Here is an 18,151-nt window from a genome sequence, read left to right on the forward strand (position 1 = left end):
AAGCCGACCTTTATTGGTCGGCTTCTCTTATGACTAATTTATTCTCGTACTAATTTATCGCGAAGTAAGCTTAATGGCTGAATCGATAATTTTATCCCAATCTTCACTATGAATCTCATGTCCTGATCCATCAAGAGTCACTAATTCTGCATGAGGAATGGCTTTTGCAAGAGCAAGCCCGTGCTCGTACGGCAAGGCTGGATCTTCTGTGCCATGAATAATGAGGACGGGTACGGATATCTCACCCATTCTATCATAATATTCGTCTCCGCCAGCAAGCAAGGCATGATTAAATCTGCTCGGCAGCTGTTTGGCGCGGTCCGCCTCTCTTTTTGCCAGTTTATACATTCTTTCCTGCTCATAAGGTTTGGAACCGGCTAAAGTTTTCCACCCATCCGCAAGATAAGCGATGACCGCCTCCCGATTTGACCAATCCATGGAAGCGCTCTTTGCATGATAATCCAATATGCTTTGGTCCATTGGAGGCAGTTTTTCCATTACAGTCCCGAACACACTTGATGCAATTAGCGTAAGCGTAGTTACGCGTTCCGGATATTTTAATGCAAGAATCTGGCCGATCAAACCGCCTAGGGACATTCCAACGATAGAAGCGTGTTCTATGGAATAAGCGTCCAAGACTCCCGCGGCGTCGTCAGCCATGTCCGTTATTGTATAGTTGGAGGTACCGGGTTCATAACTGACCGATCGTCCCAGATCCCGATGATCGTACCGAATGACAAATCTCCCCGAATCAGCGAGGCGGAGACAGAAGTCATCATCCCACCAGTCTAATGAAGACATCGCTCCCATGATCAAAAGCACAGCAGGGTCCTTTGGGTTTCCAAAACTTTCTGTACATATATCCACTTTATTTATTTTCAGTATCTGTTCACTCATGTTTTTTACCTCCGTATTAATTATTATCTAATAGCCGTTACCATGGCGCAGATCAATAAATTCTTTCCGGAGCATGATGATTGGCCTGCGCTTTTAATTATCGCAGTCTAACCCACTTAATAATCATGACGAGGCCTCCTTTTTATTTGTAAAATGGGAAAGATCCCTATATTACTGTAACATGAGCGAGCTCTTTGCACCACCAAATTTTTCCACAATTCCATGAAGACAGAAAAACCCCGAATACAGAGCACCTTTTTTGGTGTCATTTATCCGGGGTTTATTACAGATGCATTTTTCATTTATTGAGCTGTATATCCGCCATCTAACACGACTGCCTGGCCTGTGATGCCCCGTGCTTTGTCGCTAGCGAGGAAAATGGCGTAGTCGGCAATTTCACTTACATCGAGTAAGCGGTTTTGTGGGACAAGTGGATAGATGACCTCTTCCAAAACGCTTTCTAGAGGCACTTTTCTTGTTTTCGCCAGATCCTCCAGTTGTCCGCGGACGAGTGGTGTATCTACGTATCCTGGACAAAGGGCATTGACGGTAATGCCAAAAGAGGCGCTTTCCAAGGCGGCGACTTTCGTTAATCCGATTACACCGTGTTTGGCACTATTGTACGCTGCTTTGTTGGCAAATCCAATCAGGCCGTTAATGGAAGAGATATTGATGATTCTGCCGAAGCCTTGTTCTTTCATGATCGGCAAAACATTCTTGATTGAAATGAATGGCGCGGTCAGCATGATTTTGATCATCAGCTCGAATTTTTCAGTTGGAAACTCCTCGATTGGAGCAACATGCTGAAGGCCGGCGTTATTGATGAAAATATCTATTCGTCCGTATTTGTCTTTAGCTTGTTTGATTAGTTGGATGATATCCTCTTCACTTGTTACGTCCGCTTTTAAGCCGATAACTTCCAAGCCTTTATTCCTTAGGTCCAATGCAGCTTTTTCCACTGTGTTTTGATCAAGGTCGGACAAAACGACCTTTGCGCCATTTTCAGCGAATATCTTTCCAATCTCAAAACCGATTCCTCTAGCGGATCCGGTAATGATCGCCACTTTATCTTTAACCATATTACATTCCTCCAATAAAAAATGTAATGGTCCAGGTCTGTCATTTTATGTCGTACATAGGGAATATTTCACAAGGTAAACTCCATTGGAAATATAAAGGGAAGGTTATAAAAATATGGTTTAGGTTAATGAGTAAGAGTCTATCATGATTTTCAAGATAAAAAAAGAATTTTATTTCCACCCTATCTTTGGCATAAATATTGCATAGATAAAAAGATGAGTAAATAAAGGTAATGGAAACGGAAAGGGGAAGCTGGATGATTAAAAAAATAGCCATTATCGGTTCAGGCGTAATGGGGAGCGGGATCGCTCAGTCTTTTGCAGTTAGCGGGTATTTCGTCACCATTAACGATATAAAGGAAGAGTTGCTGCACCATGCCCAAAATCGAATTTCTGAGAATCTATCACTGCTCATTGAGGAAGGGGCCTTGACTGATCAGGAAAAGCAAGATGCTTTAGCGAATATTACGTATAGCGCAGATTTGGAAGAGGCTGTAAGGGATGCTGACTTTATCATTGAGGCGATTCCGGAAGTCATCGAGCTGAAGTTGAATCTATATCAGCAAATGGAGGAAATGATCAAAACGGATGCCATTGTTGCTTCAAATACATCGACCTTTCCGATTTCTCAATTGATGGAGAAGGCCTCGTTTGCGGACAGAATGGTCATCACGCATTTCTTTAATCCTGGCCATTTGGTTCCGTTGGTTGAAATTGTTCAGCATGACGAAACAAAGCCCGAAATCGTTAAGGCAACAATGGATTTAATGCGTAAAATCGGCAAGTCTCCGATTCTCTTGAAAAAAGAGATAGCAGGATTCATCGCCAATCGTCTCCAGACTGCCTTGATGCGGGAAGCCTTTTATCTATTGAAAGAGGGCGTTGCCGATGCTAAGGATATCGATACGGCGATTACGGCTGGACCTGGTTTTCGCTGGGCATTTACTGGACCGATCGAGATAGCTGATTTTGGCGGACTGGATACATGGCAGCGCGTTTTTGATAATGTTGCACCGGTATTGGATCAAGGTAAGGAGGCCCCTGATTTGATTCGTGATTTGGTGGCTAAAGGAAAACTTGGGACGAAGTCGGGAGAAGGGATTTTTACGTATGAAGGATCTGCCGTTTCTCAGAAAATCAATGAGAGGGACCGTAATTTTATTAAACTGGGAAAATTAAAAATGGAGAAGGAGGAAGTATTATGAGAGAAGTAGTGATTGTAGGGGCAGCAAGAACACCAGTTGGTGCGTTTGGAGGCAGTCTTGCCAATGTGTCGGCGGTTGACTTGGGAGTTGTGGCCGCCAAGGAAGCGATTAAGCGGGCAAATATCTCGGCTGACATGATCGATGAGGTATTGGTAGGGAATATTCTATCTGCTGGATTAGGGCAAAATGTGGCACGTCAGGTTGCGATTCATGCAGGGATTCCGGAAACGACGCCGGCCATGGCCATTAATAAACTTTGCGGATCTGGCCTCCGTACGGTAATAATGGGAGCGCAATTCATTGCCCTTGGTGATGCTGATGTGATTCTTGCCGGGGGGATTGAAAGCATGAGCAATGCTCCATATTTACTTCCAAATTATCGTTTTGGACAGAAAATGGGGAATGCCGAAGCAGTCGATTCCATGACATATGACGCCTTAACGGATGTTTTTAATCAATATCATATGGGCGTGACTGCGGAGAATATCGCCGAGCAGTGGGAAATCAGCCGTGAAATGCAGGATGAATTTGCTTTAGAGAGCCAACTGAAGGCTGAGAAGGCACAGCTTGAAGGACGATTTGCAGATGAAATCGTACCTGTTGAATATAAACGCAGAGGAAAGACGATCTTGGTGGACCAAGATGAACACCCGCGTCATGGGCTGACGATCGACCAGCTAGCGAAGCTGCGTCCTGCTTTTAAGGAAAATGGAACGGTTACGGCAGGAAATGCATCCGGAATCAATGATGGGGGTGCGATGTTAGTCCTGATGTCTAAAGAAAAAGCGGACGAGCTGGGACTGGAAGCATTAGCGACAATTAAGTCATATGCAAACGCTGCGCTTGATCCGAAAATAATGGGATACGGTCCTGTGCCAGCGACAAGGAAGGCTTTGGAAAAAGCGGGATTGACAATAGATGATCTTGATTTGATGGAAGTGAATGAAGCCTTTGCGGCACAATCACTCGCCGTGCTTAAAGACCTTGAACTGAATCCGGAGAAAGTGAATGTAAATGGCGGTGCGATAGCTCTGGGTCATCCGGTAGGTGCTTCCGGTGCCCGCATCTTAGTGACTTTATTGTATGAAATGAAGCGTAAAGATGCAAAAACCGGCCTTGCCACATTATGTATCGGTGGCGGACAGGGAACTGCGCTGATTGTGGAACGGTAATGACTTGGTCACATTTTCCTATGATATAATGGAGGAAACTTCAGACGGGTTAAGGAGAATAGGAATGGCCAGCGATAATGAAACTATTCAATTGGAATTAGTGAAAGCGATATTGGAAGAATTGCCTTTTGGTGTTTTGGTAACGAAAAACGAAACAGAAATCGTTCTCTGCAATCGCGTATTATCCGAGGCTTTTGCTGAGAATGAATTTGATCTGCAAATAAATTTGATTATTGAAAAAAATCTTGTACCAGCAGTAAATACTCCGATCCGTTTGAATGATAATAATGGAATTATCAGAAAAGCCATCATTCAATTGGGTGATGAGGAGTATCAGATTTATCTCCTGTTATTTACAAATAATAAAAGTGATTTTCTTAATATCGATAATCATGAAGAACTTCTGTTTAAGGATATTATCGAATTTGCCTATGACGGCTTGGTGATGGTCGATACGGAAGGGTATGTCCAAATGCTGAGCCACGCTTATGCGGATTTTCTTGGCGTCGATCAGGAAAGCTCCATTGGGAAACATGTAACCGAGGTCATTGAAAATACCCGTATGCATGTGGTCGCCAAAACTGGCAAGCAAGAAGTCGCTGAATTACAAAAAATTAAAGATAATTATATAATTGCGACCCGCTCCCCGATAAGGAAGCAAGGAAAATTAATAGGGGCGGTCGGTAAGATTCTTTTTAAGAATGTCGGGCAATTTACCGCTCTTTCCAAGCGGATAAATTCACTTGAAGTAGAGCTGAAAAAGTACAAAGGCGATTTTCGCGAGAGAAATAAAGCCTCATATACGTTTGATCATTTGATGGGAAGAAGTCCTGCTTTCATGGAAGTAAAAGGTCAAGCTAAAATTGCCGCTAAAAGTGACTCGAATGTGTTGATTTTGGGCGAAAGCGGAACAGGTAAGGAGCTGTTTGCCCATTCCATTCATAATGAAAGCAGAAGGGCCATGGGTGTCTTTGTCAAAGTGAACTGTGCCGCCATCCCGGCAGAGCTGCTGGAGTCAGAGCTATTTGGCTATGAAGAGGGTTCTTTCACTGGTGCAAAAAAAGGCGGAAAAGCAGGTAAGTTCGAAGCGGCTGAAGGCGGAACGATTTTTCTCGATGAAATCGGTGAGCTGCCACTGCATATGCAGGTTAAGCTGCTCCGTGTTTTACAAGAAAAAGAGATCGAGAGGGTCGGTTCGACGGGAAGCATTCCGATTGATGTACGGGTAATCGCTGCAACGAACCGTAATCTGGAGGAAATGGTCTCGAAAGGGGAATTCCGACTTGATATGTATTACCGATTGAAGGTCTTGCAAATCCAAGTTCCTTCCTTAAGAGAGCGACCGGAGGACATTGAAATACTGGTAAATCATTTTGTTGAAAAGTACCAGAACCTCATGAAAAAAAGCGTAACGGGGATGAGTGAACAAGCTTTACGGCTGTTGCGACTTTATAAATGGCCAGGTAATATCCGTGAGTTGGAGAATATCATTGAACGAGCAATGAATATTGTTGAAGAAGGGGAGATGATACGTTCCAAGCATCTCCCTAAAGAAATAACGGGTCATAAAGAATCCATATCGATCCGCACTTTAGCTGAAGTAATGGACGAAACCGAACGGGCTGCAATCGTTTCATGTTTGGAAATGACTTCTGGTAATAAATCGGAAACGGCAAAGAGACTCGGAGTGAGCCGAACAACACTGTATGAAAAAATGAATAAATATGGTTTATGACTGAAGAAATTGTCCTTTTGCGAAGGGTACTTTCTAAATTTTTAAAATAGTAGATTGGAACGGAAAGCGAGTGCCCGGAGTAAACGCAACGTTCAAAGTATAAAGACCTAAAAAAATGTAGGAACAGAGGTTAAATCTAAAGTTTTAAAAAAAGTTGATTGGAGCTGGTGTGCGAGACTCCTGCGGGAAAAGCGAGTCCAGGGGAGACCCCACAGGCGCAAAAGCGCCGAGGAGGCTCCCGGACCGCCCGCGGAAAGCGAGTGCCTGGAGAGGAAATCAACGATCAAATTGTACAAACCGTAAAAAAACTATAGACCAACTCGATTTTCATTGAGTATGTCTACAGTCTGAAGTGCCCTTTAGCCCAAGGGCACTTTTTTTATACTTATTAACTACCTCTTAAGAAATTTTTCCCCAGCACATATTTGAGTGTGTTAGAAAATCCGTACAAAAAATGAAAGGAAATATAAATGGTGTAAGAAAAGGCTTACACTTTTTTGAAGTTTATACTTATGTGTACTGAAACCTTGACAGTTTTAAGGGATTATATTTATAAAAAGGGAAATAAAATGTTGGAAAAAGCTTTAAAAGATGTGATTTTTCATTGTACTTAAGTTGGCACAATAATTGCATAATTACTTTAGTGAATGGCCTATCTGTCATTTTATATTGTGTTTCCACGTAAAATGAAAGGGGATTTCGTGATTCAGCAGATTGTTGAAAGCGTTCTCAAAAAAATGGAAACCACTTAGGAAGATCATTCAGCCTGACTTGGGGAAGGTAGGCCTGGATGGCAAAAGCGGAAAAATTGAAAATATGGAATTTAGGAGATTACTAGTTCTGCTTAAGGGCTTCCAAAATTACTTTGGGGCAAGGGGAGAAAAGGGGGAATTGAGTTGGTGATTCAAATTTTAGCCATCGTTGTGGCGCTGGGACTTTTAATCTTTTTAGCCTACCGGGGCTATCCGGTCATTATCATAGCGCCAATCGTTACTTTATTGGCGGTCATTTTATCCGGTGGACATTTGCTGCCGAGTTATACAGAGACATATATGACATTTGCGGCTAACTATATTAAAGCGTTTTTTCCGATATTCTTATTAGGGGCCGTATTTGGAAAAGTCATGGAAATGAGCGGTGCAGCAGCATCCATTGCCAAGACCATCGTAAAGTCACTAGGCTCAAAGCAAGCTATTCTTGCCGTGGTGCTGGCGTGTTCGGCGCTGACATATGGCGGGGTTTCATTGTTTGTAGTGGCATTCGCCGTTTATCCATTTGCAGCGGCAATTTTTAAAGAAGCAGACATTCCAAAAAGATTATTGCCAGGAACGATAGCATTAGGCGCCTTCACTTATACGATGGATGCCCTTCCTGGAACACCTCAGATTCAGAATATCATTCCAACGAATTATTTCGGAACAGATACCTATGCAGCTCCAATAATGGGGATTATTGGCGCGATCATGGTATTCACTGGAGGAATGCTCTGGTTAGAGCGTCGCCGTAAACAAGCGTTGGCAAATGGTGAAGGCTACGGGGAAGGACATATTAATGAACCAGAAAGTGCAGAACAGCAAAACCTGCCTAACTTTTGGCTGTCCATCGTACCGCTCATCCTTGTCGTAGCGTTTAATTTTGCTTTAAGCCGGAGTGCCATTTCGGTTAAGCACTGGTATGATGCATCGATGTTGAAGGAAACTTTCAACATTGCCGATGTAAGCACAGTCACTTCATCTTGGTCTTTGATTGTTGCATTGACAATCGGTATTATTGCAGCGATGCTGCTGAATGTTGGTCGTATCAAGGTCAAATTGGCAAGTGGATTAACAGCTGCGGCAATGGGATCATTGCTTGCCATATTCAATACTGCATCTGAAGTTGGTTTTGGAAATGTGGTGAAAACGCTGCCTGGATTCTCGGTCATTCAAAACTGGGTGTTCGATGCAAGCGGCAATCCACTCGTATCCGAAGCTATCGCCGTCAATGTGCTGGCAGGGATTACCGGATCCGCATCTGGTGGACTTTCGATTGCGTTAGAAGTAATGGGAAGTCACTATTTGCAGGTGGCCCAAAGTGTCGGAATCACCCCGGAAATGCTTCATCGAATTGCATCCATGGCATCTGGCGGAATGGATACGCTGCCGCATAATGGTGCCGTCATCACCTTGCTTGCCATTACTGGACTGACACATCGTCAATCTTACAAGGATATCTTTGCGATTACGGTTTTGAAAACAGTGACCGTGTTCATCATAGCTTTTGCAACTTCACTGTTTATTTAATAGAATAGTATTAAGAATGGAGATGATGGAAAATGAGTAAATTATTAACATCTTTTGATAGCGCTATTCAACAAATCGAGGATGGAGCAACCATTATCGTTGGCGGATTCGGATTAAGCGGAATACCAGAAAAACTGATCATTGCTTTGCGTAACAAAGGTGTAAAGGATTTGACGATTGTCAGCAACAATTGTGGAGTCGACGATTGGGGTCTAGGTCTTTTGCTTGAAAATAAGCAAATCAAAAAAATGATCGCTTCTTATGTGGGGGAAAATAAGTTATTCGAACAGCAATTTTTAAGTGGCGAGCTGGAGGTCGAACTAGTTCCCCAAGGAACGCTGGCCGAGCGTTTAAGAGCGGGCGGAGCGGGAATTCCTGCCTTTTATACAGCTACAGGAGTAGGGACGGAAGTCGCGAAAGGTAAAGAACATAAAGAGTTTGATGGCCGCACATACATTATGGAAAAAGGAATAGTCGGAGATTTTGCCTTTGTAAAAGCCTGGAAAGCAGATCATTTCGGTAATCTTGTATATCGGAAAACGGCAAGGAATTTTAACCCTGTAGTTGCCACAGCAGGGAAAGTCACGCTTGTCGAAGTGGAGGAGCTCGTGGGCACAGGAGAACTCGATCCAGATGAAATTCATACTTCAGGGGTTTATGTACAGAAAGTGCTTGTAGGAAATGACTATGAAAAACGAATTGAAAGACTTACAACTGCTAACGCATAAAAAGGAGGAGTATTCGAATGACTAGACAACTAATTTTAGAACGGGCCGTTAAAGAAATCCAAGATGGTATGTGTGTAAATTTAGGGATTGGAATGCCGACCTTGATTGCCAACATGATTCCAAATGACTTTAATGTCATGCTTCAATCGGAAAATGGCTTACTGGGAATCGGGCCGTATCCAAAAAAGGATGAAGTCGATCCGGATTTGATTAATGCAGGAAAAGAAACAGTAACGGCAAAATCAGGGGCATCATTTTTTGATAGCGCTGAATCATTCGCGATGATTCGCGGCGGCCACATCGACCTGGCCATTTTAGGCGGGATGGAAGTTTCCGAGAATGGGGACTTGGCAAACTGGATGATTCCAGGGAAGATGGTAAAAGGAATGGGAGGGGCGATGGATCTCGTCCAAGGCGCAAAACGAATTGTTGTCATTATGGACCATGTGAACAAGCATGGGGAATCCAAAGTGAAAAAGAGCTGTACATTGCCATTGACGGGGGAAAAGGTCGTCCATTGCCTGATTACCGAACTGGCTGTTTTTCAATTTACAGAAGCTGGCATGGAATTGATTGAATTGCAAAATGGCATAACACTTGATGAAGTGAAAAGTAAAACAGAGGCTGACTTTACAATAAGCCCCTCTATTGAAATTAGGGCGTAAGTTCAAAGAGATTAATAAAATAATTCATTAATAGACTACTTCCGTTCGCCAGTTTGCGAAAGGAAGTAGTCTAATTTTTTTGGGTAAATTCCCTTTCTATGAAGGAACAACAGGCTTTTTCACCCTCATTTATCAATCTTGGATGGATGATATATTCAAAAAAAATCTGGAAATTCGCGACACTCCCGCCGAATATCTGGCTAGACCACAGACGCTTGCTTTGATGAGGCTTGGCAGGCAGTCGGCTCATCCTGAATGATGTTCAAGACTAGATTATCTTTTATGTTTTTTACTGTAATCCTTAATGGATTGAAGAAATTTGCGACACTCCTGCCGAAAAACTGGCTAGCCGAGACCCCACAGACGCTTGCGTCGAGGAGGCTTGGCAGGCAGTCGGCGGAAAGGGAGCGGATTTCTGAAATCAGCTGGAACGTTTGTTAAATAACATATTACTTCCATTCTCTAATAAATGAGAACAAACTTTTCCAATCATGCTACTTTTCCATTAAAAAGGCTTATATAAAGCCTGATGGGAATTTAAAAGGAGGGATTACATTGACGGTAGCATTACGAACATTATTGGATCGATCATTGAAAAAGATGGGCAAAGGGATGAATCCTGTGGTGAAGGCATCAGCATTGGAAATGGTGGAATGTGCTTATACTGAAAGAATCACTGTACAGATAAGTGCAGGCCATCGCTCTTTGGAAGAACAAGCTGCGCTTTATGGTCAAGGACGAGTTTACAGCTACAATGGAAAAAACTATAGCAATCTAGCTAAACATATTGTGACGAACGCTAAACCAGGGCAATCTTATCATAATTATGGACTGGCCATTGATTTCTTCATTGTGAGTGATGATGGCAAGATGGCGATATGGACAGTTGATTCAAAGTGGCAGCGCGTGGCTGCTATAGGTAAGGGGTTAGGATTTAAATGGGGCGGGGATTGGAGTTCATTCAAGGATTATCCCCACTTGGAGATGACAGGCGGGTTATCTTTTACACAGTTACAAGCAGGAAAAGAACCTCACCTTACCTTCAAACTAGAAAAAATGGAAGTGCCGAAGACCGGCAAAGGAGATGGTCATATAATTTCGATACAAAAAACGTTAAATAGCCGATATATAACGAATATTGAGGCTGATGGGTTTTATGGTCCAAAAACTCGATCGGCCCTAATCAAAGGTTTACAAACGGAGCTGAATAAGCAATACAATAAAAAACTAATTGTCGATGGAAAATGGGGACCTAAAACCAAGACAGCAACCGTCACCTTAAAAAAAGGAGCTGCTGGCAATATCACATGGATCCTGCAAGCAGCGCTATATATGGAAGGATTTAATCCCGGGTCCCTTGACGGAGAATTCGGGGGAAAAACCGAAGCGGCATTATTTCAATACCAAAAGGCAAGCAAGATTTCCTCTGATAAGCTTGCAGGTCAAGAAACATGGAATGAATTGCTTGATAGAGTATAAGAACACTGAACATCTAATGTGAATGAAAAATGATGGCGGATAGGATGCAAGCCGTCCGCCCCCGGGAATAATTCGACTTTCCCGGGAAATAATTCACCTAAACCCGTCATAATTCGACTTTCCGAGGAATAATCCTGCCTCCACAAATCCGCTATTCATCTAAAGAATTCATTCAAGTTCCAAGCACCAATCATTGCAAAGCATGAAGCTCCCTGGCGGGTATTCGAATTCACATTCGGAGATGAGGTTGAATTTGAGCTTGCGGCAAATTGCGTTTGATGCAGGATTATTGATTGAAGGGAATGCATGAATGAATTTGTATTTTCGTTCGGCTTTGATTTTCTCTATCAGTGCCTTCACGGCATGAGATGCGATTCCTCTTCCTTGAAAGGAAGGGAGGACGCTCCAACCGATTTCATACACAAATTCATCATTCCACACTTTTTGCCAGTAGCCAACGGAACCGGCTGCCTCTGCCTCTGGAAACGAGTTGATGCTAAATATGCATCCCTTCTCCCCAATCTGCAGATACCGTTGATGGCGTTTCAGGATTTGTTCATTATTTTCTGGTCCGCCAAGATGTTCCATCATTTCTGGGGCATTTAGTTGAAATAGTAATTCCAGGTCTTTATCTTCCCACGGTTTAATTTCTATTTTCGTTTCTTTGCTTCGTTCTGAAATCCGAATCACCCCTAAATTTTATATTTTCTTTTATAATCTTCTTGGCTTAATGCGAGATTCCTTCAATTGATCTTATTATTCTATTGCTCTTGTGTTGAAGTTTGATTTTAATAAGAATAAAGAGATGAATGTTTCCCATTAAATGCTATAATTTACAGGTGATTCTATCAAATGGCAGAGAACGGAGATGAAGAAATGAAATCTTCTGTAAATCAGTTTTCCACTCAATTTGAATGGATATTGAATGTGATCAATGTGGGTGTCCATATTGTGAATAAAGATGGGGATACGGTTTTTTACAATGAAATGATGGCACATATCGACGGGCTTGATCGTGAACAGGTGCTGGGGGAGAATATTTTTCAGCTTTATCCTTCATTGACTGATGAATCCAGTACGCTGCATGTAGCATTGGAAAGAGGCAATGAAACGATTGAGTCCATTCAAACATATGTCAATTTAAAGGAGAAAAAAATAACGTCGATCAATAGTACGTATCCTTTGTATGAGGATGGTGAAATTATTGGGGCAGTGGAAATCGCAAAGGATATTACGAAGGTCATGAATATGTACGACCAAATTGTCGATTTGCGTTCCCAGCTGGCCGAGACACATAAGAAAAGTAAGTTCTCTGAAGGGACGGCGACCTATCATTTTAGCGATTTGATTGGTAATAGTCCTGCTTTTCAGCAAGCGATTTCATTGGCGAAAAAAGCGGCCCGTACACATTCCCCAGTCATGATTTATGGGCCAACCGGGACAGGGAAGGAACTGGTCGCTCAAAGTATACATAATGTAAGTGCTCAGCGAAATCAGCCCTTCATCGCACAGAACTGTGCAGCTGTTCCAAAGGAATTGATGGAGGGGCTGCTGTTCGGCACGACGAAAGGGGCTTTTACCGGAGCGATGGATCGCATGGGCATTTTTGAACAGGCAAATGGCGGAACTCTTTTCCTTGATGAGCTGAATAGCCTCGACCTCGGTCTGCAGGCAAAATTGCTGCGAGTGCTTCAGGAAGGTGAGGTGCGCCGTGTTGGCGGTTCGAAGGAGCAGAAGGTTAATGTGAAGATCATCGCTGCGATGAACATATCTCCAGAAGAGGCGTTGGAGCGGGGAATCATCCGCTCGGATTTATTTTTCCGCCTGAATGTCGTGACGATCCAAATGCCTTCTCTTTTGGAGCGTAAAACGGATATTCCGGAAATCGCTAATCACTTTATTCAAAAGTTCAACAAATCTTTTTTTACCGAAGTGCGGGGAATCAGTCAAAAGGCGATGCAGCGGCTTCTTCAATATCAATGGCCAGGGAACATTCGTGAACTGGGACATGCCATCGAGTTGACCTTTAACGTCATGGACGCAGGGGAAGATATGATTGATGAACACCATCTTCCAGCTTATCTTTTCCCTTCAGGAAATTATGCTGCAGCAAATGCGCAGAGCCATCCTTCCTCATTGAAAAACAAGATTGATTTACCTGTCGTTCTTGAAGAAATGGAAAGGGAAATGATCATCAATATGTTCGAGAAATATAACGGGAATATCAGCAAAACGGCAGAAGCCCTCAATATTAAAAGACAGGGACTGCAATATAAGTTAAACAAGTACGGCATTGAAAAAGTATATACGGCAGGATCGAAGGAATCAAAGTGAATGCAGGTTCTTGATCATGTTGTAACTTGAAGAGGGCTCTTTTGTAAAGAGACCCTCTTTTTTGATTTTTTGCTTGGCGCAAAGAATCTGGCTGCAAAAAATTATGCATATTGAAAAATTTCTTGCGATTTTAAGCTCGGTTTTCCTCCTTTTGCTTATGTTTTCCTTGTTATTCATGTTGGCATCATTCTTGCGAGAGTATATATATAAGTTCTTATAATAAAGGGGGCATTATTAATGAATTTGATGGGAATGGATGTAAAACATAAAGAATACCTAGGTGGACGCAGGCATTATAATGATATCGAACTGTGGAAGGATGTAACGGAAGAGCAGTGGAATGATTGGCTCTGGCAATTGACAAACACGATTAAAACACTGGATGATCTGAAAAAGGTCGTTAACCTGACACCTGAAGAAGAGGAAGGAGTCCGGATTTCGACTCAAACGATTCCGTTGAACATTACGCCTTATTATGCTTCTTTGATGAATCCCGATGATCCTCGCTGTCCGATTCGTTTACAGTCGGTACCGCTTTCGGCAGAAATGAACAAGACTAGATATGATTTGGAGGATCCGCTGCATGAGGATGAGGACTCCCCTGTTCCAGGATTGACTCATCGTTACCCGGATCGCGTTCTATTCCTTGTAACGAACCAATGCTCCATGTACTGCAGATATTGTACACGACGCCGTTTTTCAGGTCAGGTTGGCATGGGTGTTCCCAAGAAGCAGCTTGACGGGGCGATTGAATATATCCGGAACACTCCGGAAGTGAGGGACGTGCTGATCTCTGGTGGGGACGGCCTGTTGATCAATGATAAGATCCTTGAATATGTATTGAGTAACTTACGTGCCATCCCGCATGTGGAAATCATTCGGATCGGCACACGTGCACCGGTCGTTTTCCCGCAGAGGATTACAGAGAATTTATGTAATATTCTGAAAAAATATCATCCGGTTTGGCTGAATACGCATTTCAATCATTCACTTGAACTGACGGATGAAGCGAAAAAAGCATGTGATATGCTGTCGATGGCAGGCGTGCCGCTTGGTAATCAGGCAGTCATCCTGGCTGGAATCAACGATAGTGTACATATCATGAAAAAGCTTATGCATGACTGTGTAAAAGCAAGGGTAAGACCTTATTACATTTATCAATGTGATCTATCTGAAGGGATTGGCCATTTCCGGGCGCCGGTTTCAAAAGGACTGGAAATCATTGAAGCGCTGCGCGGCCATACATCAGGATATGCAGTGCCGACCTTTGTGGTGGATGCTCCTGGCGGAGGCGGAAAGATTGCCCTGACTCCGAATTACCTTCTTTCGCAAAGTCCGGATAAAGTCGTTTTACGGAACTTTGAAGGAGTTATCACAAGCTATCCGGAGCCAAAGAATTATGTTGCCGGCAGTGCGGATGCTTACTTTGATGAAGTGTATGGCACTGCAGATAGGAAAGAAGCCGTCGGGATTTCAGCTCTCATGACGGACGAGAAATTCAATTTGGTGCCAGAGGGCCTTCGTCGTCTTGACAAGAGAAAAGCGTATGAAAGCACTGATGAACATGCTTCCTTGAAGGATCGCCGTGATAAACGGGATGAAATGAAGGAAAAATTAAGGCTAGCCCAAGAAAAAAAGAAAGCCATGGCCGTTAGTGGCTCGGTTAAATCTGAAGGCAAGGAGGAATGAAGATGGATTGCTTGTGGTGCAACGCCCCGAACGTGGAAGAAAGTGAAGTGAAGGATTGTTACTGGATCATGCCTGACGGGAAACGCTCAATAAAAGTCCTTCAAGTTCCAGCCGTGAACTGTCCTGAGTGTGGAATCTATGTGTCCGATTCGATGAATCAAAAGGTGGATGAAGCCTTATCTATATATGATGTGAGTGAATATCCTGATGAGTTTACGTATGACCAGCTTCTTCAGGCACCTATCAAAAAACTATTCAATTGGAAATAGAATGCCGGGAGAAGCGGATGATATGCATCTCTTCTCCCGAATTCTTTAAATAAGGGGGGTACGTAATGCCTGTTCAAAAGCTGCCTTTTTTCACCCAAGTGGAGACTGGGGATTGTTATACGATGGAACTCTATCATGATCATGCCAATCAGCGCTTACGCATGGATGATTATCGGGGAAATATCAAAAAAGCGATCGATCGGGCCCTTGCCATCGCAAAGGAGCAGGGCTTCACTAAAGTGATACTTAAAGCCAGAAATGAAGATTTATCAGCGGCATTGGGTCAAGGATTCATGCTGGAAGGCATATTGAGCAAGTATTTTAAAGGGAATGATGCCTATTGCATGGCATTCTATTTAACGGATGAAAGGCGAACGAGCGACTTTTGGGTCAAGGAAGATAAAGTCATCCAAGATGTAAGCAGGATTCCTAGGGTGTTGGAATCTCAGCAAGTACCTGAGGGTTATATCCTCCGGTTTGCTACGGTTGAAGATGCAGAAGAGCTGGCGAAGTTATATGGTGCCATTTTTGAAACCTATCCTACACCGATGAATGATGAGCGATATATCAAGAAAGTGATGGAGGAAGGCACGATCTTTAGTGTTATCGAATATGGAGTAACAATCGTGAGTGCTGCATCCGCTGAAGTGAATGAGATGTATCACAATGCTGAATTAACGGACTGTGCAACGATTCCCCAACATCGAAAGCATGGTTTCATGAAGGTGCTTATCTCCGCATTGGAACAAGAATTGTTCAGGAAAAACATTTATTGCTCTTATTCATTAGCGCGATCATTGTCAATGGGCATGAACGCAGTCTTTCATCAGCTGGGATATGAATATGGAGGCAGATTAACGAAGAATTGCAATATTTGGGATAAGTATGAGGACATGAATATATGGGGTAAAGATTTATCCGTCAAGTAGGAGGATTGTTTCTATGGCTAAATACACATGGGTTGATAAAGAAACCTGTATTGCGTGCGGGGCATGCGGTGCAACAGGTCCCGAGATTTATGACTATGACGATCAAGGGATCGCTTTCGTCATCTTGGACGATAATCAGGGGATTGCCGAAGTTCCTGAGATCCTGCATGATGACATGCAAGATGCTATGGAAGGCTGCCCTACCGAATCCATCCTGATTCAGGATGAACCTTTTAGTTGGTAGAATCGGTTTCTTTTAAGAACTTAATTGATTAATAGATAATGAGCAGTGCGTACAAACGTTAAAAGGAGAGATGAAATGGAACGGAATCATTTGATTAAGCCTACTTTGGATCATCACTATCCCACTATCTCTCATGGGAATGGAATTTATCTTTATGATACAGATGGAAAACAGTATATAGACGGCTCATCAGGTGCTGTCACAGCAAGTATAGGTCATGGTGTATTGGATGTTGTCGAGGCAATGACCGAGCAGGCCCGCAAAGTTTCTTTTGCATATAGGTCTCATTTTACGAGTGGAGCCGCAGAGGCATTGGCAAAAAAGCTAAGTGAGTTGGCTCCAGGGGATTTGAATTGGTCGTTTTTTGTGAATAGTGGATCGGAAGCGACCGAAACGGCAATGAAGATCGCGATACAACATTGGCAAGAAAAAGGGTTTGAGCGAAAAAATCGCATCATATCCCGGTGGACGAGTTATCACGGGATCACGATGGGCGCTTTATCGATGTCAGGCCATGTACCAAGAAGAAAACGTTTTGTGCCGCTATTGGAGGATTTTCCTAGCATATCTGCTCCCTACTGCTATCGCTGTCCTCATAATAATGAAACCTCCGGATGCAAGCTTAAGTGTGCAGATGAACTGGAGACAGCTATTCAAAGGGTCGGCTCCGAAAATATTGCAGCCTTCATCGCAGAACCGATAATCGGGGCATCGGCTGGTGCTGTAACACCGCCGGATGGCTACTATCAAAGGATTAAGGAAATCTGCGAAACCTATGACATTCTCTTTATCGCCGATGAAGTAATGACTGGCATCGGCCGGACAGGAAAAATGTTCGCAATGGAACACTGGGGAGTCACCCCGGATATCATCGCATTGGGTAAAGGAATGAGTGCCGGCTATACTCCAATCGCAGCCACGATGATTACTGACCGTGTCATGGAGCCCATTTTAAAAGGTTCGAAATCAATCATGGCTGGACACACATATAGTGCAAACCCACTATCTGCAGCCGTTTCATTGGAAGTGCTTTCTTACATTGAGCGAAATGGACTGGTTCAGGCAGCGGAAGAGAAAGGTCAATATCTGTTTGAGAGGCTGGAAGGATTGGCTGAGAAATTCGACATCATTGGTGATGTAAGAGGGAAAGGGCTGCTACTTGGGCTTGAGTTTGTTTCCAATCGGATTTCAAAAAAGCCATTCGACTTGCAAATCGGCCTGACTACAAGGCTTGTCAATAAGGCTTTTGCCAAGGGGTTGTTGATTTATCCTGCTGCAGGTGCGATTGAAGGAATCGCTGGCGACGCGGTCATCATATCTCCGCCATTAATCATTACTAATGAAGAAATCGATACCCTCGTCAAGATACTGGAAGCTTCCCTTGAAGAATTGCAGCAAGAATTGCATACGGAAGGTTTGATTGAGGACATGCAGGCTATTTAGG

Annotated in this window: 16 protein-coding genes; 13 read left to right on the top strand and 3 right to left on the bottom strand. The window is 43.2% G+C overall.

Features of this window, described 5'->3' with window-relative positions; all coding sequences use genetic code 11:
- Positions 1-54 precede the first annotated feature (54 nt).
- Entirely contained in the window at positions 55-897 is an 843-nt protein-coding gene (gene mle / locus BW986_RS00650) for a CBF family alpha/beta fold macrolide esterase (RefSeq protein ID WP_076364188.1), read from the bottom strand.
- A gap of 302 nt (positions 898-1,199) precedes the next feature.
- Positions 1,200-1,976 carry a 3-hydroxybutyrate dehydrogenase gene (locus BW986_RS00655; RefSeq protein WP_076364190.1) on the bottom strand — a complete coding sequence of 259 codons (777 nt, stop codon included), beginning with the start codon at positions 1,974-1,976 and terminating at the stop codon, positions 1,200-1,202.
- 257 nt (positions 1,977-2,233) lie between these two features.
- Here BW986_RS00655 and BW986_RS00660 point away from each other — a divergent pair, with 257 nt between their 5' ends.
- From BW986_RS00660 to BW986_RS00700, 7 genes are all read left to right on the top strand, one after another.
- Entirely contained in the window at positions 2,234-3,181 is a 948-nt protein-coding gene (locus tag BW986_RS00660; protein WP_076364192.1) for a 3-hydroxyacyl-CoA dehydrogenase family protein, read from the top strand.
- Positions 3,178-4,353 (top strand): acetyl-CoA C-acetyltransferase, encoded by a 1,176-nt coding sequence (locus BW986_RS00665; protein ID WP_076364194.1) that lies wholly within the window; start codon positions 3,178-3,180, stop codon positions 4,351-4,353. Before BW986_RS00660 ends, BW986_RS00665 begins: the two co-directional genes overlap by 4 nt.
- A gap of 64 nt (positions 4,354-4,417) precedes the next feature.
- On the top strand, positions 4,418-6,088 hold the full coding sequence (locus BW986_RS00670) for a sigma-54 interaction domain-containing protein (RefSeq protein WP_076364196.1): 1,671 nt from the start codon (positions 4,418-4,420) through the stop codon (positions 6,086-6,088).
- Positions 6,089-6,984: 896 nt separating this feature from the next.
- Entirely contained in the window at positions 6,985-8,370 is a 1,386-nt protein-coding gene (locus BW986_RS00680; RefSeq protein ID WP_076364200.1) for a GntP family permease, read from the top strand.
- 32 nt (positions 8,371-8,402) lie between these two features.
- Positions 8,403-9,098 (top strand): CoA transferase subunit A, encoded by a 696-nt coding sequence (locus BW986_RS00685; protein WP_034309718.1) that lies wholly within the window; start codon positions 8,403-8,405, stop codon positions 9,096-9,098.
- Positions 9,099-9,115: 17 nt separating this feature from the next.
- Positions 9,116-9,763, top strand: a complete 648-nt coding sequence (locus tag BW986_RS00690; RefSeq protein ID WP_179085981.1) for a 3-oxoacid CoA-transferase subunit B — start codon at positions 9,116-9,118, stop codon at positions 9,761-9,763.
- Between the two features lie 555 nt (positions 9,764-10,318).
- Positions 10,319-11,242 carry a peptidoglycan-binding protein gene (locus tag BW986_RS00700; protein WP_076364206.1) on the top strand — a complete coding sequence of 308 codons (924 nt, stop codon included), beginning with the start codon at positions 10,319-10,321 and terminating at the stop codon, positions 11,240-11,242.
- Positions 11,243-11,410: 168 nt separating this feature from the next.
- On the opposite strand, the gene BW986_RS00705 is transcribed toward BW986_RS00700, so the two are convergent.
- Positions 11,411-11,923, bottom strand: a complete 513-nt coding sequence (locus BW986_RS00705) for a GNAT family N-acetyltransferase (protein WP_076366187.1) — start codon at positions 11,921-11,923, stop codon at positions 11,411-11,413.
- 171 nt (positions 11,924-12,094) lie between these two features.
- Between BW986_RS00705 and BW986_RS00710 the strand changes: the two genes are divergently transcribed.
- The 6 genes from BW986_RS00710 (at position 12,095) to BW986_RS00735 (ending at position 18,150) form a co-directional block, all read left to right on the top strand.
- A complete protein-coding gene (locus tag BW986_RS00710) occupies positions 12,095-13,576 on the top strand; it encodes a sigma-54 interaction domain-containing protein (protein ID WP_260320482.1) in 1,482 nt (493 codons plus the stop codon).
- A 252-nt stretch (positions 13,577-13,828) separates the two neighbouring features.
- Complete coding sequence (gene kamA / locus BW986_RS00715; protein WP_076366191.1) at positions 13,829-15,265, top strand: lysine 2,3-aminomutase; 1,437 nt, start codon at positions 13,829-13,831, stop codon at positions 15,263-15,265.
- 2 nt (positions 15,266-15,267) lie between these two features.
- Complete coding sequence (locus tag BW986_RS00720; RefSeq protein WP_076364208.1) at positions 15,268-15,534, top strand: YokU family protein; 267 nt, start codon at positions 15,268-15,270, stop codon at positions 15,532-15,534.
- A gap of 65 nt (positions 15,535-15,599) precedes the next feature.
- The gene (gene ablB / locus BW986_RS00725; RefSeq protein WP_076364210.1) at positions 15,600-16,463 is read left to right on the top strand and encodes a putative beta-lysine N-acetyltransferase; all 864 of its coding nucleotides are present in this window, start codon (positions 15,600-15,602) and stop codon (positions 16,461-16,463) included.
- Positions 16,464-16,476: 13 nt separating this feature from the next.
- On the top strand, positions 16,477-16,707 hold the full coding sequence (locus BW986_RS00730) for a ferredoxin (RefSeq protein ID WP_076364212.1): 231 nt from the start codon (positions 16,477-16,479) through the stop codon (positions 16,705-16,707).
- A 75-nt stretch (positions 16,708-16,782) separates the two neighbouring features.
- A complete protein-coding gene (locus BW986_RS00735; RefSeq protein ID WP_076364214.1) occupies positions 16,783-18,150 on the top strand; it encodes an aspartate aminotransferase family protein in 1,368 nt (455 codons plus the stop codon).
- Position 18,151: the final 1 nt, after the last annotated feature.

This window comes from Peribacillus simplex, assembly GCF_900156045.1.
Classification (GTDB): Bacteria; Bacillota; Bacilli; order Bacillales; family DSM-1321; genus Peribacillus; species Peribacillus simplex_D.

Excerpts from the sequence above, each read along its gene's own strand:
- mle (WP_076364188.1), bottom strand. The coding sequence starts at position 897 with ATGAGTGAACAGATACTGAAAATAAATAAAGTGGATATATGTACAGAA.
- BW986_RS00655 (WP_076364190.1), bottom strand. The coding sequence starts at position 1,976 with ATGGTTAAAGATAAAGTGGCGATCATTACCGGATCCGCTAGAGGAATC.
- BW986_RS00660 (WP_076364192.1), top strand. The coding sequence starts at position 2,234 with ATGATTAAAAAAATAGCCATTATCGGTTCAGGCGTAATGGGGAGCGGG.
- BW986_RS00665 (WP_076364194.1), top strand. The coding sequence starts at position 3,178 with ATGAGAGAAGTAGTGATTGTAGGGGCAGCAAGAACACCAGTTGGTGCG.
- BW986_RS00670 (WP_076364196.1), top strand. The coding sequence starts at position 4,418 with ATGGCCAGCGATAATGAAACTATTCAATTGGAATTAGTGAAAGCGATA.
- BW986_RS00685 (WP_034309718.1), top strand. The coding sequence starts at position 8,403 with ATGAGTAAATTATTAACATCTTTTGATAGCGCTATTCAACAAATCGAG.
- BW986_RS00690 (WP_179085981.1), top strand. The coding sequence starts at position 9,116 with ATGACTAGACAACTAATTTTAGAACGGGCCGTTAAAGAAATCCAAGAT.
- BW986_RS00710 (WP_260320482.1), top strand. The coding sequence starts at position 12,095 with ATGGCAGAGAACGGAGATGAAGAAATGAAATCTTCTGTAAATCAGTTT.
- kamA (WP_076366191.1), top strand. The coding sequence starts at position 13,829 with ATGGATGTAAAACATAAAGAATACCTAGGTGGACGCAGGCATTATAAT.
- BW986_RS00720 (WP_076364208.1), top strand. The coding sequence starts at position 15,268 with ATGGATTGCTTGTGGTGCAACGCCCCGAACGTGGAAGAAAGTGAAGTG.
- ablB (WP_076364210.1), top strand. The coding sequence starts at position 15,600 with ATGCCTGTTCAAAAGCTGCCTTTTTTCACCCAAGTGGAGACTGGGGAT.
- BW986_RS00730 (WP_076364212.1), top strand. The coding sequence starts at position 16,477 with ATGGCTAAATACACATGGGTTGATAAAGAAACCTGTATTGCGTGCGGG.
- BW986_RS00735 (WP_076364214.1), top strand. The coding sequence starts at position 16,783 with ATGGAACGGAATCATTTGATTAAGCCTACTTTGGATCATCACTATCCC.